This is a genomic window from Vibrio sp. HI00D65, assembly GCF_001635455.1.
GTDB lineage: Bacteria > Pseudomonadota > Gammaproteobacteria > Enterobacterales > Vibrionaceae > Vibrio.
In genome coordinates, this window is sequence record NZ_LWEH01000005.1 from 226,956 (window position 1) to 253,444 (window position 26,489).

Annotated in this window: 18 protein-coding genes, 7 tRNA genes and 2 pseudogenes; 5 read left to right on the top strand and 22 right to left on the bottom strand. The window is 43.6% G+C overall.

What is annotated here, in order from left to right:
- Positions 1–362 precede the first annotated feature (362 nt).
- The 5 genes from A3712_RS02025 to A3712_RS02045 form a co-directional block, all read right to left on the bottom strand.
- Positions 363–436: transfer RNA gene (locus A3712_RS02025), tRNA-Cys, on the bottom strand.
- Positions 437–500: 64 nt separating this feature from the next.
- Positions 501–587, bottom strand: a tRNA-Leu gene (locus tag A3712_RS02030).
- Between the two features lie 201 nt (positions 588–788).
- Positions 789–862 (bottom strand) — tRNA-Cys (locus A3712_RS02035).
- A 67-nt stretch (positions 863–929) separates the two neighbouring features.
- Positions 930–1,016 (bottom strand) — tRNA-Leu (locus A3712_RS02040).
- Positions 1,017–1,330: 314 nt separating this feature from the next.
- Positions 1,331–3,043 carry a citrate lyase ligase gene (locus tag A3712_RS02045; RefSeq protein WP_231891753.1) on the bottom strand — a complete coding sequence of 571 codons (1,713 nt, stop codon included), beginning with the start codon at positions 3,041–3,043 and terminating at the stop codon, positions 1,331–1,333.
- Positions 3,044–3,457: 414 nt separating this feature from the next.
- Here A3712_RS02045 and A3712_RS02050 point away from each other — a divergent pair, with 414 nt between their 5' ends.
- On the top strand, positions 3,458–4,246 hold the full coding sequence (locus A3712_RS02050) for a lipase family protein (protein WP_063522067.1): 789 nt from the start codon (positions 3,458–3,460) through the stop codon (positions 4,244–4,246).
- An 89-nt stretch (positions 4,247–4,335) separates the two neighbouring features.
- Here the strand turns inward: A3712_RS02050 and A3712_RS02055 are convergent.
- The 6 genes and pseudogenes from A3712_RS02055 to A3712_RS02080 all read right to left on the bottom strand — a co-directional run bounded on the left by A3712_RS02055 (position 4,336) and on the right by A3712_RS02080 (position 10,365).
- A pseudogene (locus A3712_RS02055) lies at positions 4,336–6,225 on the bottom strand (methyl-accepting chemotaxis protein).
- A 331-nt stretch (positions 6,226–6,556) separates the two neighbouring features.
- Positions 6,557–6,630 (bottom strand) — tRNA-Cys (locus A3712_RS02060).
- 64 nt (positions 6,631–6,694) lie between these two features.
- Positions 6,695–6,781: transfer RNA gene (locus tag A3712_RS02065), tRNA-Leu, on the bottom strand.
- 201 nt (positions 6,782–6,982) lie between these two features.
- Positions 6,983–7,056 (bottom strand) — tRNA-Cys (locus A3712_RS02070).
- Between the two features lie 196 nt (positions 7,057–7,252).
- On the bottom strand, positions 7,253–8,698 hold the full coding sequence (viaA, locus tag A3712_RS02075; protein ID WP_063522068.1) for an ATPase RavA stimulator ViaA: 1,446 nt from the start codon (positions 8,696–8,698) through the stop codon (positions 7,253–7,255).
- An 11-nt stretch (positions 8,699–8,709) separates the two neighbouring features.
- Positions 8,710–10,365 carry an ATPase RavA domain-containing protein gene (locus A3712_RS02080; protein WP_063522069.1) on the bottom strand — a complete coding sequence of 552 codons (1,656 nt, stop codon included), beginning with the start codon at positions 10,363–10,365 and terminating at the stop codon, positions 8,710–8,712.
- A gap of 287 nt (positions 10,366–10,652) precedes the next feature.
- Between A3712_RS02080 and A3712_RS02085 the strand changes: the two genes are divergently transcribed.
- The 4 genes from A3712_RS02085 (at position 10,653) to A3712_RS02100 (ending at position 14,844) form a co-directional block, all read left to right on the top strand.
- Complete coding sequence (locus tag A3712_RS02085; RefSeq protein WP_063522070.1) at positions 10,653–11,168, top strand: NUDIX hydrolase; 516 nt, start codon at positions 10,653–10,655, stop codon at positions 11,166–11,168.
- A gap of 39 nt (positions 11,169–11,207) precedes the next feature.
- Positions 11,208–12,212 carry a low-specificity L-threonine aldolase gene (gene ltaE / locus A3712_RS02090; protein WP_063522071.1) on the top strand — a complete coding sequence of 335 codons (1,005 nt, stop codon included), beginning with the start codon at positions 11,208–11,210 and terminating at the stop codon, positions 12,210–12,212.
- Between the two features lie 416 nt (positions 12,213–12,628).
- On the top strand, positions 12,629–13,564 hold the full coding sequence (gene ylqF / locus A3712_RS02095; protein ID WP_063522072.1) for a ribosome biogenesis GTPase YlqF: 936 nt from the start codon (positions 12,629–12,631) through the stop codon (positions 13,562–13,564).
- Between the two features lie 254 nt (positions 13,565–13,818).
- A complete protein-coding gene (locus A3712_RS02100; RefSeq protein ID WP_063522106.1) occupies positions 13,819–14,844 on the top strand; it encodes a GGDEF domain-containing protein in 1,026 nt (341 codons plus the stop codon).
- 471 nt (positions 14,845–15,315) lie between these two features.
- Here A3712_RS02100 and A3712_RS02105 read toward each other — a convergent pair whose 3' ends face one another.
- The 11 genes and pseudogenes from A3712_RS02105 to A3712_RS02155 form a co-directional block, all read right to left on the bottom strand.
- Entirely contained in the window at positions 15,316–16,731 is a 1,416-nt protein-coding gene (locus A3712_RS02105) for a BspA family leucine-rich repeat surface protein (protein ID WP_063522073.1), read from the bottom strand.
- 26 nt (positions 16,732–16,757) lie between these two features.
- Positions 16,758–17,195, bottom strand: coding sequence for a BspA family leucine-rich repeat surface protein (locus A3712_RS02110; RefSeq protein WP_063522074.1), 438 nt, complete (start codon positions 17,193–17,195; stop codon positions 16,758–16,760).
- Positions 17,196–17,352: 157 nt separating this feature from the next.
- A complete protein-coding gene (locus A3712_RS02115; protein WP_063522075.1) occupies positions 17,353–18,987 on the bottom strand; it encodes a hypothetical protein in 1,635 nt (544 codons plus the stop codon).
- Positions 18,984–19,457 carry a baseplate complex protein gene (locus A3712_RS02120; RefSeq protein ID WP_063522076.1) on the bottom strand — a complete coding sequence of 158 codons (474 nt, stop codon included), beginning with the start codon at positions 19,455–19,457 and terminating at the stop codon, positions 18,984–18,986. The genes A3712_RS02115 and A3712_RS02120 overlap by 4 nt, the downstream gene beginning before the upstream one ends.
- A 10-nt stretch (positions 19,458–19,467) precedes the next feature.
- Positions 19,468–20,355: a hypothetical protein gene (locus A3712_RS02125; RefSeq protein WP_063522077.1), complete on the bottom strand. Its 888-nt coding sequence runs from the start codon at positions 20,353–20,355 to the stop codon at positions 19,468–19,470.
- A gap of 5 nt (positions 20,356–20,360) precedes the next feature.
- Positions 20,361–20,915 (bottom strand): hypothetical protein, encoded by a 555-nt coding sequence (locus tag A3712_RS02130; protein ID WP_063522078.1) that lies wholly within the window; start codon positions 20,913–20,915, stop codon positions 20,361–20,363.
- Between the two features lie 592 nt (positions 20,916–21,507).
- Positions 21,508–22,336 (bottom strand): annotated as a pseudogene (locus tag A3712_RS02135) (phage tail-collar fiber domain-containing protein); the annotation flags it as partial.
- A 49-nt stretch (positions 22,337–22,385) separates the two neighbouring features.
- Positions 22,386–23,048, bottom strand: coding sequence for a phage tail protein (locus tag A3712_RS02140; protein ID WP_063522079.1), 663 nt, complete (start codon positions 23,046–23,048; stop codon positions 22,386–22,388).
- 3 nt (positions 23,049–23,051) lie between these two features.
- Positions 23,052–24,245, bottom strand: a complete 1,194-nt coding sequence (locus A3712_RS02145) for a baseplate J/gp47 family protein (RefSeq protein WP_063522080.1) — start codon at positions 24,243–24,245, stop codon at positions 23,052–23,054.
- Entirely contained in the window at positions 24,242–24,607 is a 366-nt protein-coding gene (locus A3712_RS02150; protein WP_063522081.1) for a DUF2590 family protein, read from the bottom strand. Before A3712_RS02150 ends, A3712_RS02145 begins: the two co-directional genes overlap by 4 nt.
- Positions 24,588–26,486, bottom strand: coding sequence for a phage tail tape measure protein (locus A3712_RS02155; protein ID WP_063522082.1), 1,899 nt, complete (start codon positions 26,484–26,486; stop codon positions 24,588–24,590). Before A3712_RS02155 ends, A3712_RS02150 begins: the two co-directional genes overlap by 20 nt.
- Positions 26,487–26,489 lie beyond the last annotated feature (3 nt).

The window sequence follows — 26,489 nt, forward strand, 5'->3', positions numbered from 1 at the left end:
ATGCCTTCATGACCAAGTGTGTATAAATATGAAAACCTGAGTGATGAAATACTTCTCTTACACTACTTAAATCCCCTATCAAAGCTTACACACGTAATCATTGCTCAGAACCGTTTACTGACTTAGCCAATAAATAATATTCAGCAGTGTTTTCTTGCACACGACGATGTCGCCTGCTCGAATCGCTCAACATACGCCTACATAAAGTGACAAATCAGTAGTACGAGATACAAAAGTCTGAACTATTAGATTGAAGTGCCCTTTTGATAAAAAGGTAGGCAACGGAATATAGAAAAGTCAATAGATAAGAATGCCATATAGCAAAAAGGCCAGCATTTCTGCTGGCCTTTCGACTTGAATTATGGAGGCGCCTCCCGGAGTCGAACCGAGGTCCACGGATTTGCAATCCGCTGCATAGCCACTCTGCCAAGGCGCCTTCAATAGTGTTTTAAGAGAACTACTCTTTTGGATGCTACCTAGAGAAGTAACAACCAAATAGATGGTGCCCCGGGCCGGACTTGAACCGGCACAACGCGAACGTCGAGGGATTTTAAATCCCTTGTGTCTACCAATTCCACCACCAGGGCACGCAATTCTTTATTGCGATGCCGATTACTGAAAAGTAAAACACCATCTTAATGTCAACATCAATCAACACTACAAAATTTGGAGCGATACATCGGGTTCGAACCGATGACCTCAACCTTGGCAAGGTTGCGCTCTACCAACTGAGCTAGTATCGCAATTTCATTCGAATCTATCTTAACTTATCAAACTAAGAGAAAGAATGGAGGCGCCTCCCGGAGTCGAACCGAGGTCCACGGATTTGCAATCCGCTGCATAGCCACTCTGCCAAGGCGCCTTTAATAGTGATTTAAGAGAACAACTCTTTGTTTATCACTCTACTTAAGAAGTAGAAACAAGATAGATGGTGCCCCAGGCCGGACTTGAACCGGCACAGCGCGAACGCCGAGGGATTTTAAATCCCTTGTGTCTACCAATTCCACCACCAGGGCAACACAATTATGTGTGCCTATTACTGAAATAGAACGCCATCTCTCAGCGACCTAAGCCGTGAGAACGAGGTGTACTTTAACGGATGGAAAAATTTCGTCAACAATAATTTTTATCTTTTAATTCAAGTGATTAATTATCGAACTTTGGAGGTTGAAATTACTACAGATTGCGCAAATGGCAAACACAAAACCAAGAGCATTCGTCTGAAGACAAATCTAAATCTCTGGTAAAATAATGGATCACCCGAAAGTTCAAATAAAAAGCCAGTCGGAAAACTGGCTTAGCGAGTAAATTAAAGGCCTATAAATCTTACCTAGTAATTTTCTTTTAAAAATAAGTAGGTTGGTTTAGGTACTATTGCTTCAATACTAGTAAAATCTCTATTAGCTAGGAACTCTCTTACTTTAGAAGCACTGATCACAACACCGTTTGTTGAAATACGCTCAATGATTTCAACTTCAATATCGTATGCAGGGAGCAGCTCTTGCATTTTTTCGTTGTATTGTTGGGTAATTTGACATTTTGGCTCATTCCCAAGGAATATCTTGCTAATATTCAGCTTCTTAGCTATGTACTCGCAGAAAAACCAGGCTTCCATTGATGCATCAGCTTTAGCTTCAGAAGTTTCTTTATCGAAGTAATCAGGATAAGTCAATTCAGTACAAATAAACTTTCCGCCTCGAATAACGGTTACGTTGCTAATATGCTTGGTACTCTCAAAGACTAACTTAAATCGGTCTTCAAATTTAAAGAAAGATTTGTCTTCTTCGATAACGAAAATGAACAACTTATCGACACTTCTTGCCGCGTGCTCGATTAAGTGCAAATGCCCCTTAGTAATAGGGTTACAATTAACCGCTACGCTACCTATGACACCTTCATCTTCTGTAGCGTGTTGATCCAATAACTCTAAGTAAGATTTCATTTCACAAGATTCAAGCGCCTGCGCAGTATGTCTGAATAGGAAGTACTTGAACTTTTCTAGAACACACAACATTCTATTATCTAAGTCGAATTGAGACGGTAAAGGTTCACTTTTCAACACAGGTATTAACTTATTTGTCACGATCTCTGCCATTACCTTATTCCCCTTAGGAGAGTAATGACAATGACGGGCATTTAAATCAATGAAAAAGTCACTTCCTCGGTCAACATCGTTAAGATCAATCGATAGTACAGACGGATCTTCAACATTTTTGAATTCATCAAAGTTGAAAAAAACAATTACATCACCCTCCTTGATCTCAGTTTGTACCAAATTATTCATTGCTAGAAGCAAATTCATCCCTAGTACACCATGATTTTCAACTCTTACATTATCGGTTACTTTATTAATATTTTTCTGAACCTGACTTACAATCGTATTTTTGTCGCTCATACCATACGAGAAAGTTGTTGATGCTCCGAAGAAAAGCACTCGGCGATCTGCCGCTTCTGGTTGACCTGTGGTCGCTCTAAACCCATTTTGTACAGATATAACTGAGCTATCATGATCAGATAAAGATACTTTGGTCGCTCTTACAATAGGCAATACATCACTAAACAACTCATCAATTTTGTTTTGCTCATCTTTGTTATAGAGCGATTTGATGTAAGTCGGTGGACTATTCCTACGACTCCAATCTCTTCGCTGCTTTAGGTAGAGCTTGGTGTTTTTAACAAGATCCCTTTCCTCTTTAGACAGTTTAGTTAAATGCTGTCCTCCACTTTTAACATCAATAAGTACTGAAGAAGCTCCTTTGCTCGCAATGTATGATTTGATAAAAGCCACTTTATCAGAGTCGTTCACACTTGAGTTTAAGATATCCAAGCTCTTTACAAGGTTAGTACTTTCACTGGTCGAATCTAATGACACTTCAAGCGCTTTAGATTTTTCTAAATCACCAATCATTAGATATAAATTCAATAACATGAAACAGTATTCGCTTTTTTCGAATTTGTAGACTAACTCTTCTATCATTCTAATAGCATTTTTATAGTCTTTTTTTTGTACATATAACTCTGCAAGCCTAAGGTTCTTAGACATCTTAGTTTTTGAAGGTAGTACAGGAAGTAATCTATATAAGCTTTTTAATACCCCGTAAAACGTTAACTTATACGATTGACTTTTTGATAGCATGAATAGAACCTTTTACATTATCTTGAGATCTTCGAAATTTCGAAGATACTATCATATTAAATTTCTTATAATGTAAGGTTACGTAACCCATTGTATTCATCTGAGTTACAAACTTCATTGCATGAAAAAGCTTACTTAGTAAACAAACCACAAGTTGTTATTAATAATTATTACCCAATGTTACAAATTAATATCACATGGGTTATTTAGAATAGCTTTACTACGGACCGAACGCCATTCCAGCCTTTATTAACCCCCTTCATCTCTGTTTCACAATCTAGGGCTATATTAGTTAAGATACAGTTAAAACGATGAGAGCCCGTGAAACCACTAAAACGATACCAGTATGAGCGCTATGCCGTTCTCTGTAACCTCGCCTACTCTCGTGGGTTCAAACAAACTCGTTATGGGTTTGCTCCAAACGGTCAGAGAGTCATCAAAAGTGAGTTTGGTAAAACCATGATTCGCGTGCTGTGGAGTAAAGACAAAGATGAAGTGGTCGTGGTTATTAAAGGGTCACACAGTGTTTCAGATTGGCTGTTTAACTTTGCTTTATGGACGAGAAGCTGCAAAAGAATTGGACTCAACTATCGAGTTCACGCTGGGTTTTATCACCTGATGTTTCAAGAGAGTCAACCAAGTCGAAATGAAGACAAGTTAGGCTTGAATGTGATTGAGCGACTAGAAACGGTTCTCGTCCCCTTATTAGAACAAGGAAAAAGAATCGCTATTACCGGGCACTCTTCTGGCGGTGCGATTGGTTGTGTCATTGCGGATTATTTTGACAAGAAATACCCGGGCTGCATAAAACGTATCGTGACCTTTGGACAGCCTGCTATTGGTGATTGGAACTTCAAGAAACATTATCGCTTGAGTAAAAAGACCTACCGCATTTGTTGTGACATTGACATTGTTACCTTCATGCCACCAGTACCTTTACTGTATTGGCATGTGGGGAAGATACTTTGGCTTTATAACGGGCGTATCTATGAAAATACACCGACTTTTATTCGCTTAGGGCGATCCCTCTTTAGTTGGTTGATTAGGCCATTCTCTTATCACTTGATGAGTAAATACATACGTAATAAAGACTTTTTTGATCAGCACTGAGACTCGTCTCACCACCATAAAGAGAGAGCACAAACTGAGTACAGTCTGTGCTCTGAATTTCCTAGCCTATCTCGATCGTGCATTAGTTGTTAAAGCTTAAATCGAGACAACTCTTGTTTCAATTCACTCGCTAAATGGCTTAGCTGATCAGGCTGAGACACTGCATCCGTCGCATCAAGCGCCATAACGTCACTCACTTCACGAACTGATTCTGTATTAGCGTTGATTTCCGCTGTGACCAGTGACTGCTCTTCAGCAGCAGAAGCAATCTGAGTCGCCATATCACTGATAACTTGAATCGCTTCACGGATTTGAGCGAGACTCTCTCCAGCCATATCAACATCGTGCACGCTTGTCTCCGCCATATCGTGACTTTGAGTCATCACTTTAACCGCACTATTCGTTGCTTGCTGCAAACGCTTGATCTTATCTTCTATTTCTTCAGTTGACGCATGAGTACGTTGAGACAGTACTCGAACCTCATCCGCTACCACCGCAAAGCCACGACCTTGTTCCCCAGCCCTCGCCGCTTCAATCGCAGCATTAAGTGCTAATAGGTTAGTTTGTTTAGCTATCTCGCGTATCGTCGCTAAGATAGACGCGATTTGTTGTCCATGTTCTTCCAACTCACTAATGATAGATACAGCGCTCGTCAGTTCAGTAGCAAGCTCATTGATTGATGATTGGCTTTTTGCCATCTGTTGGAAGCCTTGTTCGCTTAATTCAACTGAATGACTCGCACTTTTCGCTGTATTGTCCGCGTTAGAAGCTATCTCAGCCGTCGCAGTCTCCATTTCAGTTACCGCTATTGCCACCATCGTAATTTCATCTTGCTGTCGGCTTACGCTATCGCTACGTTTTAGAGCACTCTCATTGGCATGCTCAGCAGCGTCGTTCATCGCTGTAGAGACTTGCGTAACGTTGGTCATCATTCCATGCAGTCGATCGACAAACACATTAAATTTATCAGCGAGCTGACCAACTTCGTCTTTGCTGGAGACTTAAAGGCGTTGAGTTAAATCACCGTCACCCTCTGCGATATCTGCCAGAGCTTCACTTACTCGTCTTAGATCTACCAACTGGCGAGCAACAAACCAAGACGTAGCCGCAGCCATCACAATTAGAACAATCAAACCTGTCGTGATCTAACTGACCAACATGTCAAATAGAGGTTGTTCCAAAACATCTTTATCCATCTCAATCACAAGCAACCAGTCCGTACCACTGATTGGCTCTGCCATGATCACTCGTTCATGACCATCAACTTGGGTAAAGATCGTCGTTAGATTCTGCGCTGCACTGTTTAAACTAGCAACACTTAGCTCAGGAGCGATATCGTTCACCTGTTTGAGAATAAAGTCTTCGTTTTAGTGAGCGACAACGGTACCTTGTTTGTCGATAAGAATTGCTCGACCATTTCCTGGCACCTGGATAGCTAATACGTCTTTAATCAGCTTGTCCAGGGCGAGGTTCGAAGCAACAACACCAATAATAGACCCGTTCTCGGTGACCGGATCGATCAGTGTAACCACAAGCGTCTGCATCGTGACGCTTACATATGGCTTAGTTGTGACGGCTTTGTTTTTCGCTAACGTCTCTTTATACTAACCACGAACTCTTGGGTCATACCCTGCTTTATTGAGGGAAGGATCATGACGGAACATTTCGCCGTCTTTGTTACCGTAATAACTCAATCCAAAGCCACCAGAGGCAAGGATTTGACGTAAATATGGGACAATATCTAATGAAGGGTTAAGTTGAACTTGTTGTTTAAGACCATGTACGGCTTGTTTCTTGTCGTAAAACCAATCACTGATCCCTTTAGCATGGGCGTTCAACGTGTTACGACTTTCACTCTCTATAGCCTGCCAGCTTTTACTTTGAAAAATCTTATAACCCATAAAAAGAAGAATTGCGGATGTAAAAACAATCGCCAAAACTACAGAGAAAACCATTTTCCTTTTTAGACTTAATTGCATATTAAGAACCTCTTATAGGACAATTAAAGAAATATAAAGAGAAATCCTATCACCCATACTTATGTTTTTATTAAGGTTATCCCCAAAAAAGATGAAACAAATTGGGCATTATGTTTAATTGTGACTTTGATTTATTTACTGGTTTATTAAAGATAAAGATTATGCAGCCACAAAAAACGAGTTGTAGAAAACAAAGTGAAAAATAAATACAAAATGCTGAAACAGAGCAGATAAGCAGATAAGCAGATAAGCAGATAAGCAGATAAGCAGATAAAAAGTAATGCGCCAGAAACGAAAAAACCAGCCGCTAGGACTGGTTTTTCCTGAATGATGGAGGCGCCTCCCGGAGTCGAACCGAGGTCCACGGATTTGCAATCCGCTGCATAGCCACTCTGCCAAGGCGCCTTCAATTGTGTTTTAAGAGAACAACTCTTTCGGAAGCCACCTAGGTAAGTAACAACCAAATAGATGGTGCCCCGGGCCGGACTTGAACCGGCACAACGCGAACGTCGAGGGATTTTAAATCCCTTGTGTCTACCAATTCCACCACCAGGGCACGCAATTCTTTATTGCGATGCCGATTACTGAAAAGTAAAACACCACCTTAATGTCAATATCAATCAACACTACAAAATTTGGAGCGATACATCGGGTTCGAACCGATGACCTCAACCTTGGCAAGGTTGCGCTCTACCAACTGAGCTAGTATCGCAATTTCATTCGAATCTATCTTAACTTATCAAACTAAGAGAAAGAATGGAGGCGCCTCCCGGAGTCGAACCGAGGTCCACGGATTTGCAATCCGCTGCATAGCCACTCTGCCAAGGCGCCTTTTATTCAAACACGTTAGGGACTTAGTAAGTCACTCCACTGTGTTCGGGTGCCTACTTTACGGATTAAGGAGAGATAGTCAAACAAAAAAGTGAATTTAAATTCTGCTTGCTGACATTTAAATCAAATCGCTGCATGTTCGATCTTTTCAGCTAAAAAACATACAGTGAAATGATTTAAACTAATGATTCACGATCTACCATTTTTTCATGAAACGACCAACCAAGCTCGGGTGATATGCCCAACAATGATCAAACATGCTCATCAATTGAGGATTGCCGTACTTAGAAAGGCTCACTGCGTGGAAACGGTTTTTATGTTCCTTCAGCTTTTCAACCTGAGCGATCATCTCATCAGACTGCTTAGGGGCAATAAAATCAGACAGTACGATTAAATCGGCATTCTTGTATTTGTCACCTGTCATCAAATCGATCGATTTCATCAATACAGGTTCCAAATCTGTGCCTCCGTGGAATGAGTAACTCAAGAAGTCGCTCGCTTCACGTAAGCCATCTTGTCTTGTTAGCTCATAAGTGATCTGTTCTGAAGAGAAAAGGATCACGTAACAGTCCCTCTCTTCCGCCAAAGCAATTTGCATTAGTGCATAGGCCATTGCTTTAGCAGATTGTTCAGGGAAACCACTCATAGAACCGGAAGCGTCTACACAAACGATAAACGGCCCCTTTTCGATATCAACTTGTTTACTGTCTGGCTTTTGTGCCTTAACTTTACGTAACGTACGAGACTTACCTTTGGAGCGGTAGCTCAGTAAGCGTTTATCCGCCAAGTGTTTGTAGAAGATAACTTCAAGCTCTGGGTACGCCAAGAACATAGTCTCGTTTGGCAGCATCTTGTTAAGATCATCGCTTTCATGAATCCCAACGATATCGTCAACGGCTTCATCACTTTTCTCTTCGACCATCTGCAGTTCTTCTACAGGGGCTTTATATAAAGAAGGATCGTCTTCCATGCCCGCCATACGTCCCAGTTTCTCGGCGATCTCTTGTAGGCCTTTGTGTTTATTTAAAAACTCTGCGTGACGCTTCATTACCGTTAAGTCTGTTTTACTCAACTTAGCAGAAGCCATGTCCCACAAACGTCCTACGCTTCCTTCATCTCCAGATTCCGTCACTTTATCCATGTTTTTCATGGTTTCCATGCGTTGGTAGAGATCCGCTAAAACTTTCTCTTTGCTGGTTTCAAGTTCTGTTACTTGAGCTTGCTTGATGGCATCTGACAACGATTGATACCACTGATCGCAGAAGTAGTGCGGGAACATTGCATTGTAAACACCCTTGTTGTTTTCTATCAGGCGTCTAGCTTGTAGGTAAAACGCTGAGTGCCACTCCAGCCTTTTGATGACACTATCAACCTCATCAAAAAACTGGGGCTCATCCCAGTGAATTACTTCTTGGTAAAGGGCGATTTCTTCTTGGAATCGGTCGGTCTCACACACCTTAGTGACGCGTTTTTTTACTTTACCGCGCCATTTCACTAGGTGGTTTTTAACCGACGTTTTAACCCCTTTATTCTCGGCAGCTATCATCACTTGAGAACGGGCAATGAGATCATTCATCGCCGTATCAATGATGCCAGAGTCAGCAACCATTAAAGCAAGGTTTAAACCGTCTGCTCCTAACATACTTGTCCCCTCTACTCGAAGTACTGACTCATAAATTTAAGACGCTGAGCAATCTTGCTGCTCTTCACTTTCGCAGTCTCAAGCTCTTGTACTACCGCTTGCAAACTTGACTCCATCGCTTTTGGTAGCTCTGGGTCGATATAGTTGTGAGGCAGCGCGTCGTGGAAATCGTTGCGCACTCGCTTTAACTTGAATTCAGCTTCGTTTAACTGCTCAAGTGCTCGCTCAGCACCACTCAACCATTTATTGTAAAGCTCTTGGTCCAAACCATCCGTTGTCACCACACTCACTAATACCGAGCGATTCGCGATGTCTTTAATCACTAATTGGTTCGATGCATCAAGATCCAACTTCAAGCGACATAGATTCTTGTTTTCGTTTACGTAACCGTAAATATCTCCGTGCCCTTCTTTAAGCACACGGTCGAAATCATCTTTCGCTACGTAAACCCAGCGGCTATCACCTTTCTCTGATTCTGAAACTGACATGTTGCTTTGCAGCAGAACTAACTTCACTAAGTTGTAAGCGCTGCCGACGCTGTACGTCTTCGCGTTTTTAACATCGTTGTGGTAAACGTCTTTACGTAGAAGGCCACTGGTTGTTTCCATAGAGAGTGAAACAGAGAGTGTTGCTTCAACTTCGTCTTGGATATCTTCAAGCTCTTCACGTGACATTTCGATTTGAGCTTTAGACTCTTGCTGATCGAAAGCTCGGTTCAACGCAAAGTCTTTAACCACACTACGAACCACATCTCGAGATTCAGGGCTGTGCCATAAACAATCTTGCAGTAAAAGAATATCGAGAGGGTTTACGCTGTCACGACCACTGAAGAACGCACTCGCCTTCAGCAACTTCACAGCTTTCTTCCAACGTCTATCTGAAACATACAAATCAGATTCAGAAGTTGAACCCTGCTGTGTCACTGTCTCTTCTAGCATAGTCTTCAACTCATACAGCTTGTTGAAGGCGTTGTCCGTCAGTTCAAGCTTATCGAGTTCTTTTTGCCACTGGTGATATTCAATATCAGTAATCGCCAAACCCTTCGGGATCTCAGCTTCTTGAGAAGTACCCGCAGTTAGCATCGATTTGAAGTTTTGTTTGTTCTGGATTCGGTTTACAAACACTCGCACAAGCATACGGTCATAAAGAGCTTCTAGGCCGCTGTCTTCGTCTGGAAGTTCATTAGATGCTGATACCAATAAGCGCATTGGTACGCGTTCAATATCGCTACCATTCTTGAACGTTTTTTCGTTCACAACAGTAAGAAGTGTATTAAGGATCGCAGGACCAGCTTTCCAAATTTCATCAAGGAAGACCACTTGAGCCGTTGGTAGATAGCCTTCAGTCAGCCTTACATAGCGACCATTGTCTTTTAATTCTTGGATACTTAAAGGGCCAAACACCTCTTCAGGCGTAGAAAAGCGTGTCATCAAATATTCGAAATAGCTGCTGTTATCGAAAGCTTGGATTAGGCGTTTAGCGATAAGACTTTTTGCAATGCCTGGAGGGCCTAGTAGGAAAACACTTTCACCAGCCAAAGCAGCCAGTAAACAGAGCTTGATGGTATCTTCTCTTTCATAGACACCATCAGAGAGAGCATGCGCTAATTTGTTAATTCTTTCAGAGAGTAGCGCCTTGTCAGCATGTGAAGAAATAGAAGGGGTCATGCATTACTCCGAAAATCTTTGGACAATAAAGAGTGTAGGTTTGTTTTTATACATTTGTTAGCACTTTGTTACAAGTGTATTTTATTATTGACTTGCATTTATATCAGATGGTTACGCCCGTAATTTCGGTGTAATCATAGATTGCAAATTTGAGATAAGAGTCACGAATGGTGTGAAATTTAGTTCAAAACTTTGCCTAAATTTTCTTTTATTTTCGACACCATAGGCGTTATGGTGGGGCACGTCTTTCGAATACGAAAAATTGGCAAGGAATGTGGCCAGACTGCATGAATAAAGTTATCCATCAATGGAAAAGTATTTCTCTCATAGAAGAGAACGTGACGCTCCCTACGAACGTCGTGGTAAAACATACAACAATTAATCACCCTGGTGCCGCCGTTATTCTTCCTATTACGTCTTCTGGAAAAATCATCCTGATCAACCAGTTTCGCCCTTCACTTAAAAAGTGGCTTTTAGAACTGCCCGCAGGCACGATGGAAGTCAGTGAAACACCACTTGAGTGTGCTCAACGTGAGCTAGAAGAAGAAACCGGTTATAGCGCAGAGTCATTCCAAAGTCTGGGGCAAGTTACCCCACTCGCTGGCTTCTGTGATGAGATTCAGCATTTGTTCGTAGCAAAACAGCTCAACCTCACTACCCGCTTTGAATGTGATGAAGATGAAGTAATAGAAGTGATCGAACTTAGCTTAGAAGAACTGCACGATAAAATAAGAAACGATCAAATCACCGACACCAAAACTATCGCTTGTTTAAGTAAAGCCCAACTATGTGGCCATCTATAGCCAATTATATGGCTACCTAAAGTACTCTAGGAGAAAAACATGGACTTTCGTTCTGATACCGTAACCAAACCTTCACAAGCTATGCGCGAAGTAATGGCGAACGCAGCTGTAGGCGATGATGTGTACGGTGACGACCCAACCGTAAATGAACTTGAGCAGTGGGCTGCAAACGAAACAGGTTTTGAAGCAGCAATGTTCACCTCATCAGGTACTCAAGCAAACCTACTTGGCCTAATGGCACACTGTGAGCGTGGTGACGAGTATCTTTGTGGCCAACAAGCACATAATTACAAATATGAAGCTGGGGGTGCGGCGGTACTTGGTTCCATTCAGCCACAACCGATCGAAAACAATCCAGACGGCACACTAGACTTTAAAAAACTTGCCGCTGCGATTAAACCCGATGATAGCCATTTCGCACGTACTAAGCTTTTAAGCCTAGAGAACACCATTAATGGCAAAGTACTTCCGATGTCTTACTTAGCCGAAGCTCGCGATTTCGTAAACCAGCACGGCTTAAAAATGCACCTAGACGGCGCGCGAGTATACAACGCAGCAGTTGCATTAAATGTCCACATAAAAGAGATCGCCCAATACTTCGACTCGATGACAATCTGCTTATCGAAGGGTTTAGGTGCTCCGATTGGTTCATTACTACTCGGTAGCAAAGAGTACATAGCGAAAGCCCGTCGCCTACGTAAAATGGTCGGTGGTGGTATGCGCCAAGCGGGTATTCTTGCTGCAGCAGGAAAAATGGTGCTGACAGAAAACGTTGCTCAGCTCAAAACTGACCACGAGAACGCGAAAAACCTGGCTATTGGCTTGAGTAAATTGGAAGGCTTCTCGGTGAACCCTGATTTTGTTCAAACGAATATCGTATTTGCGAAGTTAGACGAGTCAGTGGATATTAACTGTATTGCAGGTGAACTTAGCGAACAAGGTATTACAATGACACCTGGTAACCCTGTACGTTTTGTTACTCACCGCGACATTAGCGCAGAGGATATTTCTCGATTCCTAACGGAATTAGAAAAAGCGCTGTAACTCTCTCCAAAGTTCTCAATCTATTGAAATTAATACTTGAGCTTCCCCTAAGGGGAAGCTTTATACTTTTGTTTTCTCACAAGTATATACGTGTTTAGTAAATCTATAATCTTCCTAATTGCTACTCTCTTTCTCATTACACGCCAACGATTTTAGGGATCCAGAACTTAGTAAGCTGAAATCACCTACCTGTTCAATACGATCAAAGCGTATCAAGAGGGAAGTAGAAAAGGTGACTACGCATAAATGATGGCTTTCAACACATTAAGTTAATCACGAGCTGAGTAATCATCACCAAGCCGCCTATACTTCAAGCAAATTCACATAGCTCATTAAACGTCAGGATAGATATGGCTTTACACGCCCTATTGAACCCTTACAATGTGTAGCAACTATATTTATCAAGGTTTATCTCTATGTCTATTCAATGGTTTCCGGGTCACATGCATAAAGCCCGCAAAGAAATCGAAGAAGTTATCCCACAGGTTGATGTGATCATCGAAGTACTGGATGCGCGTATCCCGTTCAGTAGTGAAAACCCTATGATCTCCACACTGCGCGGCGATAAGCCTTGTGTAAAAGTACTGAACAAGCGTGACCTTGCGGACCCAGAGTTAACTGAATGTTGGATCGAGCATTTCGAAAAAGAGCAAGGTGTAAAGGCTATTGCAATTACCACCAGCGTTAAAGAAGAAGTGAACCACATCATGGAGCTGGTTCGTAAGCTTGCACCGCACCGTGAAGAGATTGGTAAAAACATTCGTACTATGATCATGGGTATCCCAAATGTGGGGAAATCAACCATCATCAACTGCCTAGCAGGACGTACAATCGCTGTAACAGGTAACCAACCTGCGGTAACGCGTCGTCAACAGCGTATTAACCTACAAAACGGCGTGATTCTTTCTGATACCCCAGGGATCCTCTGGCCTAAAGTAGAAAACCCACACAGTGGTTTCCGTCTAGCGGCTACAGGTGCAGTAAAAGATACAGCGATGGAATACGATGAAGTAGCATTCTACACCGTTGAATATCTTGCGAAGCAGTACCCCCACCTACTGCAAGAGCGTTACCAAATTGAAGAGCTACCAGAGTCTGATATCGAGCTGATGGAAGCTATTGGTCGTAAACGCGGTGCACTTCGTGCTGGTGGTCATATTGACCTCCATAAGTGTTCTGAGATCTTACTGCATGAACTTCGTAACGGCACTTTGGGTAAAGTAACTCTAGAGCTGCCAGAAATGATCACTAAAGAGCTGATCGAAGTTGAAGAAGCCGCTGCACTGAAAGCAGAGCAACAAGCTAAGAAAAAAGAAGAGCGTCGGAAACGTTACTTGAAGAACAAGCGTTAATTACGATTAATCACTCTTATATATCCCTCTAGACATGTTCACGTTCTATTTCATGTAGGACGTGAATATTGCGCCCCTCCTTTGTTGATCAAGCTAACATACTGACAAGTCAATAGAAATGCGCGTTTACAATCATCAAGACTGTGACATACTACGCAAATTATTGTGTATGAATTACGGCTAGCTTCTCAATGCGCTCTTATACTGGGTTCAAAAATCAGCGATTTAAAACCTATTTCGACAACGAAATTTATCTGCCGTACATAAATTTCATCTACATTCCGATCTCAATATTCTGCGCTTTTGTTGTCACTGACTATATTCACTTCGGTACGGAGTGCGTTACACCAATCATCTTACGTATTCTCTTGTTCTTGATAATGATGGCCGTTGCTCATTACTGCATCAAAAACAAACCTAACGTTTTAGAGTTCGTAGAAAGTACCTTTCTTGTTATTAGCTCTCTGTTTTTGGTCTATGTTGGTCGACTCGCTATTGATTTAGGGAATTTTAACTACCAAGGTGGCATCATTCTAGTGATGATCTACATAGGTACTTATTCTCGATTGTCTGCCAAATACAGCATTACGACGCTTTCATTTATCTTTTCCGCGTATCTGATCGGTCTATCTCCCCTACTATACGAAGCAGAACCTACTCACGAAATTGAGACAATTTCAGTTTACTTATCTGGCTATGTCTTGATTTCTGCAGCCTGTATTCGGCGTGACTTAGAAGTACATAAACGCTTCGCACAGTCTGAACAACTTCGTAAACAAGCGATACAATTACGTAAACAATCGAATATGTTTGAAGCACTATCTTATAAAGACGCGCTTACCGGCTGCTGCAACCGACTTTACTTACATCAGGTTATTGAACCAAGCATTAACCGCAAACAATCGATCACATCGATTATGATAGACATTGACCATTTCAAAGCGATCAACGATACATACGGCCACCAAATGGGCGATTTGGTCATTAAAGATTTGGCCATTGAGATTCAGAAAAGACTGCCACTTGGAAGTAACTGTTTTCGATACGGCGGCGAAGAGTTTCTGATACTGGTTCAAGGTAGTACTAAGGAATCGATTCAATCCCTCGTAGGTTCTCTACTGGAGTGCCCTTCTAGACTTAGATTAGAAGTTACAATTTCAATCGGTGTCAAACACGCTTCTCAAGCACTAGGTTCCGTCGAGCAACTCATTGATGACGCGGACCAAGCACTCTATATTTCAAAGAAAAATGGACGAAATCAAATCTCTTGGTCTGATTAGCTAAAAGCTTAATGTCACCTGATTACAGGACGAACAACCCCCCCCCCAAGCATCTACAATACTTGGGGTTTTATTGATTGCCAAAAATAAATCATTAAAAACAATCACTTACAACCAAATCAATTAATAGGTGGCGGCAATGTGGCGATGAGTGTACTGCCCACCTAACCACTCTATCTGATGTTTGATGTGCTCTAGCATCAATCGGTATAGTTAATACGAGGCCTGATAAAAGGATTCCATTTTATCGTTTGCTAGTTACAAACATCTGAAACTCATTTTTGGACAAATCTTCTTAGGGCAATTACTCAAGCTAGAAAAATACAGATAACTTTTAGTATTTGAAAGTCACTTCGTGATATGTCCAGTTCTGTGGGCACGAATGACTCTTTTTCCTGAATAACATGTAAACAAAAAAGCCAGCATTGAATCCATCAACACTGGCCTTTGTTTAGCTAGACCAATAGATAATTAGTCTACAAAAATTGGCAGGTGTTCTTCAGTCAGAACACTGTCTTTCGCAAAGTCAGTGTGGTCTGTTACCTTGCTCACGTTCCAGTTAGATAAGTCTTGGTTAAAGGCCTTCGTATCACGAAACATGTATCTCATACCCACAACATTCGATGTATCCCAATCACCTATATCTTGATTAAAGGCACCTGCGTTATAAAACATGCTAACCATACTTGTCACATTCGATGTGTCCCACCCACTTATGTCTTGATTAAATGCTTGTGCGCTAAAGAACAGGGCTCTCATACTTGTCACATTCGATGTATCCCACCCACCGATATATTGGTTAAAGGCACTTGCACCACTAAACATATAACCAAAATCCGTCACATTTGATGTATCCCAGGCACCTATATCTTGGTTAAAGGCGCTTGCATCCACAAACATAAAAGACAAATTCGTCACATTTGATGTATCCCAGGCACCAATATCTTGGTTAAAGGCACTTGCACCAGCAAACATATATTTCATAACCTTCACACTGGATGTGTCCCAAGTACCGATATATTGGTTAAAAGCGCTTGCATCATTAAACATAAAATTAAAAGCCGTCACATTCGATGTATCCCAAGCACCTATATCTTGATTAAATGCTTGTGCTCTTAGGAACAGGCCTTCCATGCTTGTCACATTCGATGTATCCCACCCACCGATATTTTGATTAAAGGCACTTGCATGACTAAACATATAGTCCAAATTCGTCACATTTGATGTATCCCAATGACCGATATTTTGATTAAAGGCTTCGGTGTGCTGAAACATATGGTTCATCGCCGTCACATTCGATGTATCCCAATGACCTATATTTTGATTAAAGGCTTCTGATTCAAAAAACATGTAGCCCATATCAGTCACATTTGATGTGTTCCAGTGACCTATATCTTGGTTAAATAATTTTGTGGCTCCGAACATCCAGCGCATATTCGTCACTTTAGATGTATCCCAATAACCTATATCTTGATTGAATGTACTAGCCCCCTTAAACATTTCGTACATTCCTCTGACATTCGATGTATCCCAATAACCTATATCTTGGTTAAAAGATTTAGCTCCTTTAAACATCCAAGCCATGTTCGTCACATTTGATGTATCCCAATCACTAATATCTGTATTAAAAGAAACTCGGTCATAAAAAACTCTACTCATATCCGTCACCTGTGTTGTGCACAAGCGGATATGACCTTGCTCTAAATTATCTAACAAAGTCTTATTTTTAATTAGAGTATTATCCACCACGACATAAACTTTGCCATTTTCAAGCATCACAGAGTTAACGGCTTGGTCAGGGCATTTTACTGAGATATCAACTGCGAATGCAGTTTGGCTAGCGAGCGCGGCGGTTCCTACTAGAAGGGAAGTTATGGTTCTTTTCATTGTATTTTCCTAGGGTTGAATAGACGTTATTGCGTAAAAGTTGGAAGGCTATCTTCAGACAGGCCACTGCCTTTTGCGAAGTCGATATGGCGTGAGACGCGCTTGACGTCCCAGTAGGTTAAGTCTTGGTCAAAGTGCTTGGCGCCGGAGAACATGCGGTCCATATTGGTCACACGAGAGGTGTCCCAACGGCTGATGTCTTGATTGAAGTATGTGTTTTTAGCAAACAGGTCACTCATGTCTGTCACGTGAGTGGTGCAGAGTTGAATGTTGCCATCCAGAAAGTTTTGCCAATAGTCTGAGTTGCGAATGAGTGCGTCATTGACGACTACAAACAACTCATCTTCTTGAACCATGACGGTTCCTGGTTTATTTGATTCGCAAGCCACCGTTTCTGGTTCACTAGCAAAGGTGTGGCTGCAACTCAGCAGCGCGCAGGCGGAAATAATCGAACGTAATTTCATAATTAAACTCATGATTTAATTAAACTAAGTTCGAAATGATACAGAAAGATCGCTGATTCTTTTCACTTTTTCAGATGAAGAATACCCCTAAATATATAAATTGAGTTCCCCTCCTGAAAAATAACCCCCATTAATAACAACTGAGTCATCAATCAATTTAAAGAATCAATGGAGTTAATCGCACGTTAAGTTTGAAGCTATCCGAGCCATGACCACGAATACCACTTTTTTGCACTGGTGCTTTAGTTGTTGCAGGGCCTGCCATTACACCGCTATGCGTATGGCTGGCCAGTGTGTCCGCGAGCTCTTTCACTACCTGCATAAGTTCAGACAGCAAAATCAGTACATTCTCTTCTTTTGAACCAATCCATGTTTTGGGTGCTTGTAACCATTGGTGTTCTGCAGCAATGCTTCGGCGAACTGTGCCAATCGTCTCTACCAGTTCCCCAGCAGTCGCGGTTTGCATGTTGCCCAAGCTGCCTAGCACAATGTCATCACCTGCTATTAAGTTAATCGCGCCGAGTGCCTCAATGAGCTTTTTGCCGATCACTTCTTCAATACTGTGCTCATCAACCAAAATATGGTGCTGACCAAATTCACCACGATAGCGCTCTGCTTGCTCGAGCTTTTCGAATGCTTTTTGATATTGCGTTTGGTCAGTTTTCTGGGTGGTGTTTCCTGCTGCATCAATTCGGTGGCTAACCTCTTCACGTTGCTGCTGAAGTTGTTCCCCTGGCTCTATTGATGGCAATGCATATTCACGGCCATAAACACCACGAATGATAGGTCTGTCATTCCGTCCATAAGCGAAAGCAATTTCAACTAATGTTCCCTCAAGAGGGTAAGACAGCAATCCAGATTCATGCCCACTCATATGAACAGGCAGTGGAATCGAGCGATAGACAGGCACGTTACTATCTGGGTTTAAGTTTTCATCAAGCACCTGAACATCTACGGCAAATCTTGGGCGGAATGGGTCAGCAATTTGTCCTGCTATTGCGGTGTCTCTTACCGCCTCAACACGGCCAAACTTAGGCAAATGAAACCCCGCCGCCAACTCTGGGAAGTTCTGCAGCGTTTCACGTTTCTTTGGTGGAACTTCGGATTGCTCAGTCTTCCAATAAGCGGTCATTTCATCTTGAATCAAGTCCACTCGATTCACGCGCTTGTCGTTCATGACTCTGCCCGGCCTTAGCATAGGGAACGGAACAAAGGTGACACTGTTACCACTTTGGCGACTGGTGAACTCTTCCGGTATCGGCATAGGTTTATTGTGAAAGTGACTATCTTGATACGAACCGAAGTAAACCACCTGATCGGTATGTTGGAACCAAACACAGTCAGGGATAGAAAACGCCTTAGCGATTTGTTCTAAACATTGATAGCCCGTTCCTTGGCAAACAAAGTTTGGAATCGTGGTTTTGATGTAGTCAGCATCAGGCAAATTGAATTCAAGCCCTGTCATATCCGAAAGAGCACCAATCACCTGCTCTGCGGTTGGGTGCTCTAGGCTAACCGCCCAGCGTTTAGACAAAATGCCAGCCAGTTCTTTAACCGTAATCTTGTGGTATCCGTTGGCTGCAGGTTGGACTTTGTCGATATACCCTTCAAACCAAGGAGCAGTATTATATTCATAACCGATATCTAAACGTACAGACGCAAACGGCTCTGGCTTTTCCTTGGTTTCAACTTCGAAGATAGCAACACTGCCTAGTGATAGCTTTAGGCTCACCATGTTACTCACTAGTTTGACTTCTTCACCACTAATAAACAGGCGTTTTTCTAGCTTCATTGCGTTGCTTCCTCTGCGTTATTCAGTGCCTGTTTTAGTCGAGTGTTTTCTCGCTGTTCTGGTTTGGTTTGCTGTTTGGCACGTTGCTCTTTTTGCTCTGCCACACTGTTGTACTCTCGCAGCTCAAAAGACACATTCCAAGCCTGTAAAGTTTCATGCTCCCTCGCGTTGATACGGCCAGTGAATTTCACGTTGCGAATTTTGAGTGCCAACGCAATGTCGTTACCAATTCGGTAAACCCTGCGGGTGTTGGTGTCGTCTTTGTCCGACGCAAGCGAATACAACTGGGTGAGCGTTTCTACACGTGTGAATGGAACACGGCCACTAAAGGTCAGTTTCTTGCCTTTATCACCTTGCTCTGCCGTATCAGTACCCGATGATTGACCGCTCATGTCTTGGTCTTTTAACTCCATAGACATTTCAACTTTCATCGAGTCTAAGTTAACCGGCACACCATCGAGAGCTAACATTGACTACCTCCTAGCAAAGCAGTTCATCAAAAAAGGTCATGGGTTCATGGCTAAGCAGTAGACTCGCCACGGTGAATGGATGATTGTTTGGCGCGCCTGCTTGGCTAATATGCGTTGCGATGCTTTCAGCACTACCAGACACATAAAAAGTGTAAACACTACCCTTTAAGTCTTTAAGTGCATTTATATGCGCTTTGACATCGCCCAACTTACTGGCTCGTTTTGCTGCCAGTGCCTGCAACTTACCGATCACATGGTTTGCGTCATCAGCTAACGATTCAAGCGTAGCGATTTGTGCCCCCTGCCAATGCAAAGCGTTCTGCAATGGATTGGCATTGAGTTTCGCCATAGGCTTAAAGCGAGGTTGGATGATTGCAGCAGGTTGGTGAAGCTTATCGGTTTCATTGGTCACGAGTGCTTGTGTCTGTCTAGCCACCTGACACCAATCTGGCAAAGGAAATACGGAAACGAGATCCGCCAACTGATGAGCGAACTGTGCTAACTGCGAAGCGGTCACCATAAGAGCGACACAATGAAGGTGACCATTGGGTCGGCACTTATCAGCATAATCACGCAACTTACCAGCTAACACTTGGACTGCCGCCTGAGGGTTCAGGTAACACCCTGAATCCAACTTGGTACCCACTTGAAACTGATAAGGTGTGGCGGTTAGCACAGTGCCCGCTCTTAACAAACACTCAAGATCACCACGCAAGCCAAGCAAAGCACTCGCTTCTTCACTTAAAGAGTGACGCCCATAACTGGCATCACTTTCAAGGTGAGTTAAGCGGCCAACAGCTTCATTCATCGTTGTGCCGATTTGGTCTGTTACCTGCTCGGCACTGGTTTGAATGGCTTGTGAGCTATTAGGCCAACTGAGTGGCGATTGTTTCCACATAGGTCTTATACCTTGGAGGAGAGCTCTGGCGGAGTCGGCCAAGGATGTTCGGCTTGGATTAGCTCGACTGCAGCATCCGCTTGTTGTCTAAACGCTGCCGCTTCATCAACTAAGCCTTTCGACTCTTTGCGCCATGCTTCCATATAGAGAGGGTCACTTACTTCACTGTAAGCAGATCGACGAGCACTACCCGCTTGGTCGTATTCAGCAATGTATTTATTGCTCTGGTTTGTTACCCATGCGCCATCAACCCACTCATCCCATAGCGTAGACGGTTTTTCTAACGTGTATTCATCAGTGACCAAAGACGCATCATCAAACACTTTAGCTTCTTGGGTTTGCTTATTGTAACCCGTCACCTCAACTGGCTTTGGCTCGACAAGCCATTTATGATTTTTAACATCAAACTTGGCGTGTTCGGTTTTGTCATCAAACTCTGGATTCGCTATCCAAGTAGAAAACTGAGGCAAGATATATTCATCATATCCCGCTACCTTATGAATTTGACTCTCACCCTGATGAATAAAGGTTTTGTAATCGTAGTGATACGCTATTTTCATGACATCCAGCCCCTATGAATTTTGATTGACAGATTTGCAGTGTATGGGCGGTTTTCATTGTCTGTAGGTACCACTCGACTTGCATCAAATCCAATACCATCTCTATCTTTTTCAGAGTATTTTGTTGATGCTGCAACAGCGGAATCTGGCCTTTTCGCCTGTTTAAAAGCACCAGTTGTCACCAACGAAAGACTACCTGCTACATCTTGATATACTATGTTTTTGAATTCACCTACGATATTTCTAATCGCATCACCTTGTGTATAACCGTGATTAACACCGCTTGGTGTACCACGAACAAAATGCCCTAAGTGATGATTTGGCAAAGTAAAGGTTGTTGCACCATCACCATCACCAAACTTCATGGCGTGAATCATAGGCTCCGCATCTTTAGCTGCCTGTGTTACAGTCATTCCTGCTGCTACAGCATAATCCCAGAGCATTTTATCGGTCACTCTCGATAATTCGCCGCCTCTTAAATCAACCCAACCAGCTTTATCACCTGCATCATGGAACTCTCCAATTAAGCCAACTAAATGAACGAGCTTTGTGTATTGCGAATGCGGATCACCATCCGCCACATGCTCAGCCAAGCCCCCTTTAACCCGCCAATCAATCACTGAACCATCAGCATCAATTCCGGCCAGTTTAGCGACATAGTGCTGCTCACCGTTTCCGTCCACATAATCGGTCAGCTCAGTTTCAGAAACCACAATCGTTGCTTTGTTTTCCCACACTGAAAGCGCGGTACCTTGGCGAACCACATCGACATACAAACCGCTGGGTTTCGTGGTGATGGTTTGCAACACTTCACCCGTTAACACACCACGCAAACCACCGACATAAACAACACCAGGCGTCACTTTGTATTTTTTCGGGTCAGCTTGTTGGGTTACATCGAACCCATCAACAAAAGCCGTATGACCGTAGTTATCTAAGCAGGCCAAGCGCTGGTCTTCCTCGATGCCTTTCAAACGCGCTTGATAGTCAATCTGCCACGTCGATGCATCAATGGTAATGCCAGCAAGTTGCCCGGCTCCGTCATAGGCTTGCACCAATGACTTCGTGCTCGCCATGCCCTTTTCTTTAGACTCGGTAGCTTTGTGCACCACCATTCCGCAAGAGTTTGGCACATGCTTATCACGTAGATAAATCGCGTTAAAGGTGAACTCCGTAACGGTACTAGGGATCACCACGGAATACACCAGTGCGTTGTAACCCAGTTTGCCCACTTGGTCGATGTCTTGTTGGTGGACCCATAGCGAAACATCAGGCAAACCATTTTCACGGTTAATTGGCTGGCTTACGTCTAGCCCCGGAATGTGCGCAAAAATCATCTCGTTCATGTCTGGTGCGCCACCGACACTGATCTGATTTTGCAAGTAACGCTCAAATTCGAGCGGTATTGCCGTTTGGCTCATTGGGTACCTCCCCCTGTTTGCATTTACTGGCTGTACAAATGTTTACCAACTAAAGGCTGGCAATAAAGACTTGTTGTTGATGTTCAACTGGCTGCGGTTTCACATTCATTTCAACGACGGGTTTAGTCTCTGCTAAAAACAGGCTGACATTGTGTGAGAACTCACCACTCGCGACTCTCAGGTTAGTCTGATATATCACTTGGAAACGGTAACGGCGGCATGTCCGGCCATACTGTTCAATCAGTGTTTGAACCAACTTGGTGTTATTAGAAATATCGCTGTCTGTTAGCTCAATGGTGCAAACATCCCACTGCACTTCATCTTCGCGCTCTTTAAACGCAACGATACCAATGCCCAACCTTTCAAAAATTCTCTTAAATCCTGCAACGCTGCCTGCGTCTTTGGCATTCAAGGCCGCGTATTTCACTCGCTTGCGAAGCAGAGAAAGCGGCTCTCCCTCAAAACGCTTAATGTCTCTATCCCAAGCCATTAACTCCAAGGTATTTTCACTGCATGTCAGCGCATCCATTTGACCAAGTGGGACCTGCAGCCAACCCCAGACCATGTGAAAGAATGCGAATACGCCTTTTGATAGAAAGTGCGGCTCTTTGATTTCTTCCGAGGTGGTGCTGCCATCTTGCCACCATGGAATAACCGTTTCGGGTAACTCTGGTGCATGGTGCTCTTGGTTATCGCTTTGAGGTTCAGACATGGCTTACTCCCTTACCGTGAGCGTTTTCAAACGTGGCTGCTCTAGGTCGCTGATAATGTCCTCTTGAACCTTTCCGCCTACGGTGAACTTTACCGATTCGACCTGCGCCATATTGGTGTGAATTTCAGTACCAAGCAGAGAAAGGCTAAAGCGGCTTTCTGGTTTGGCGCGGGTCATTTCTGGATAAGCTGCAGTCTCACGAAATGCAGCCCTGATACGGTCTTCGACTTCCAGCAGCTCGTTAACTTTGGTCGCTTCGTCTAAGTTCGCTACCAAAACAACATCGGAGATCACATCGTGCTCAGTATCTGGAATAGCTTTACAAGTCAGCACATCACCATGGCCGTGATGCCCTTTCGCCATAATGTGGTCATTTAGCTGGTCAAGAACGGGCTGCGGTGTTGCTCCAACTTCCATCAAAATCAATGCTTCTGCAGTGCCCGGCGTCACGTCACCTGTATTGTTGAAATAGATGTTGTCGCTACGAATCCCGGCAACACTGGCAATAATGGAGCGGTAAACATCATCAATGTGCCATTCACCCGAACTGGTGAAAGCGTTCTGAATACGCAGTGCCAATTCTTCATTGCTTTCAGCGTCTGCGCCTAATTGGGTTATCCAATCCGGTTCGTTAACCGCATCGGCAATGCCCGGAATCTCTTCGGGAATGATATTGAAGTAACCAGCAGGTAAGTTAAAAGCGGCGCCAGCTTCGAATGCTTCAACCAGAACTTTGCCCGTTAACTGCCCCGCATCAATCACGGTTTCAGCAAGTACTTGAACCTTATACACCACACCATCAATCGGCAGGGTTTGAACCACTTTACCCGCTTCTATCGTGACCGCGTCACCAGCGTTCGCCTTGGTTAAAGTGATGTTGCCTTGTGTTTTCTCTGCGTCTTTCGGCTCGATGTCATGTTCCCAAGCTTTCAGCCCTAAAGCCCAACGCTCTGCCGTTGCCACAAACATATTTGGCATGACGTATTCTGCTAGTAATGTTCTTATCAGCCACACACATGGCGTAACTACAGCGGCGCGAACCCATCGCCAAAACGGTGACATTTCAGAGTCGTTAGAAACCTTACTGCCAGCTCCCACGACTTCTTGTTTTAGCTTGGCTTCGAATTCATCTTCGGTAACAGGCACACCCGATTCACTGAGAATCTCAACAAAGTCTGCGTTTGGTCGTTTGCTCATGCCCCGTTCTCTCCTACAGAAAGTTCTAGATCACCATATTCATAAGCGGTTGCGGTTAAGGTAATTTCACCCGCTTCTAATTCAGTTGCGGTTGCAGTACCGGGAACGACTCTCACATCACGCTCGGCTAACTGCTCAATCTGCACCATCACATCAGCGCGTAATGCCGGGTTACGTTCAGCAACCAATTGACGGGCCAAACCCGACTCCATAATGGCGTGCTTAATATCTTGTGCGATGCTGTATAAATCGCTGCATTCGGCAGGCTGTTGGCCTGCGTCCATATCCCAGCCACCGTCAATCACTTTAATGTCGATATACTTTTTGTTTTCTAATAAATGGCTATCCGGCATTGAGTTCATCCCATTCGGCTAACTGGTCTGGTGTCATTCCATTCGGTGCAGTGATGTACACGTCACCGTATGAGTTCATGTTGCCGCCTTGCGGTTTATGAGTGGTCGTGACGTTTTGAACCATGCTTGGCGGTAGTGTTGGCACTGCTCCCGGCTGTTTGTATTCGGCAATGCTGCCACCGTTACCCGTTGGCATTTCTTGCGTATCAGGCACCAGCGACAGATTGTTTGCCATATCAATAGCGGGATGAGGCTCTGAATTTGTAAATGCAATTTCAGGAGCGTCGAACGGCACCACCTCAATTGACTCAGGTGCATGGCGCTCAGCTTCCACTGCGGCGCTTACCTCCGGTGTTGCGATCTTGCTACCCAGCTCAATATCAACACCAGGGATCATATTGAGTAAATCAACAAGCCCCTCAATGGCTCCGGCTATCACATCAAACCAAGAAGCGTCTTTGAAGGCGGCGGTTAAGTCGTCCCACCAATAAATTGCCGCTGCAAGTCCACCAATGAGTAGCGCAATACCCGCCACTACCCAAGTGATGGGGTTCGCCCATAACGCTGTGTTGAATAACCAAGCGGCGGCGGTGCTTGCCATTGTGGTAATGCGTAGCAGTTTCAAGATGCTACTTAAGCCCGTCATGGTGACGGCCCAACCTGCAGACATCATTTGCCCAATACCCATAGCAAGCGAGAGTGTTGCGACGACACCACCAAGGGATAAACCCGCAATAGCAACATAACCCAGAATTTCAGCAAGCCAAGGGAATTCATCTGTCCAACCTACTACGGCCATTAGGCCATCAGCCATTGAACCCACAACCGCATTTATTGACGGCAGTACAGCACCAAACACCGCAGCACGAATGGCAAACCAGACAGACTCTAATCGTTCCCACTGGTCAGTCATTTCTCCTGCCATTTTTTCGGCTTGCTGCATTCCTTGAACATCACCAAGCGTTTCAATGCTATTTGCTAGCCCGTCAGTGTCAGCCATGAGCAACTTGATCATGCTGACCGCTTCTTCTGAACCGAATGCTTTTTTCAGGTCGGCAGCTTCTGCCACATCCAATGTATCCCCGAACTTACCTTTCAACTTGTCGAGAATATCCAGCATTGGCAACATTTGCCCTTGGCTGTCCGTAAAAGATAAATTGAGTTTGTCTTGAGCATTAGCAACGCCAGCTAGGAATGATTTGTACTTGGTACCCGCTTCACTGCCGCTCATAGTTGATTGCAGTGTACCTAAGATCGCCATTTGTTCTTCCATGGCAATCCCGGCACTAGTCGCATTCGCACCAACGCTAGTAAAGGCACTACTCATACCTGCACCTGTTGTTTTGAACATTTCAACCGATTGAGCTGTCATACCTGCGACTTGCTTAGACCACTCACCTACACCCATTTCATCAGCGGAGTTTTTAAAGACTCCATACATGGTACCCATGTAGTCGGTGATGGTTGCTGTATCGGCTTTAGTAGCTGCTGCCAAGACTGCGGAACTTTTAGTAATATCAGCAAGGCTATCACCATCAATACCGCCAAAAGCTGATTTAATATCGTAAGCCGCACCAACCATCTCTGTAGCAGACTTACCATATTGAACCGAAGTATATAGAGCCGTTCTAGATAGTTTGGCTAAGTCTTCATCAAGAACACCCAGTGATTTAACCTCACCCAGTTTTCTGTCCATTTCAATGGCAGGCATCAACGCATTTTGGATAGCAAAGCCAGTAGCAACCAAACCTGCACCACCTGTTGCCATGTTCTGCATGCCTTGTTTGCCTGCTTCCATGGAAGATTGCACTTCTTTGGTAATGCCTTGCAGAGGCTTGGTAACTTGGTCAACCAGTGCCACGTGCATTAATAGCTTTTCCATACTCATGCG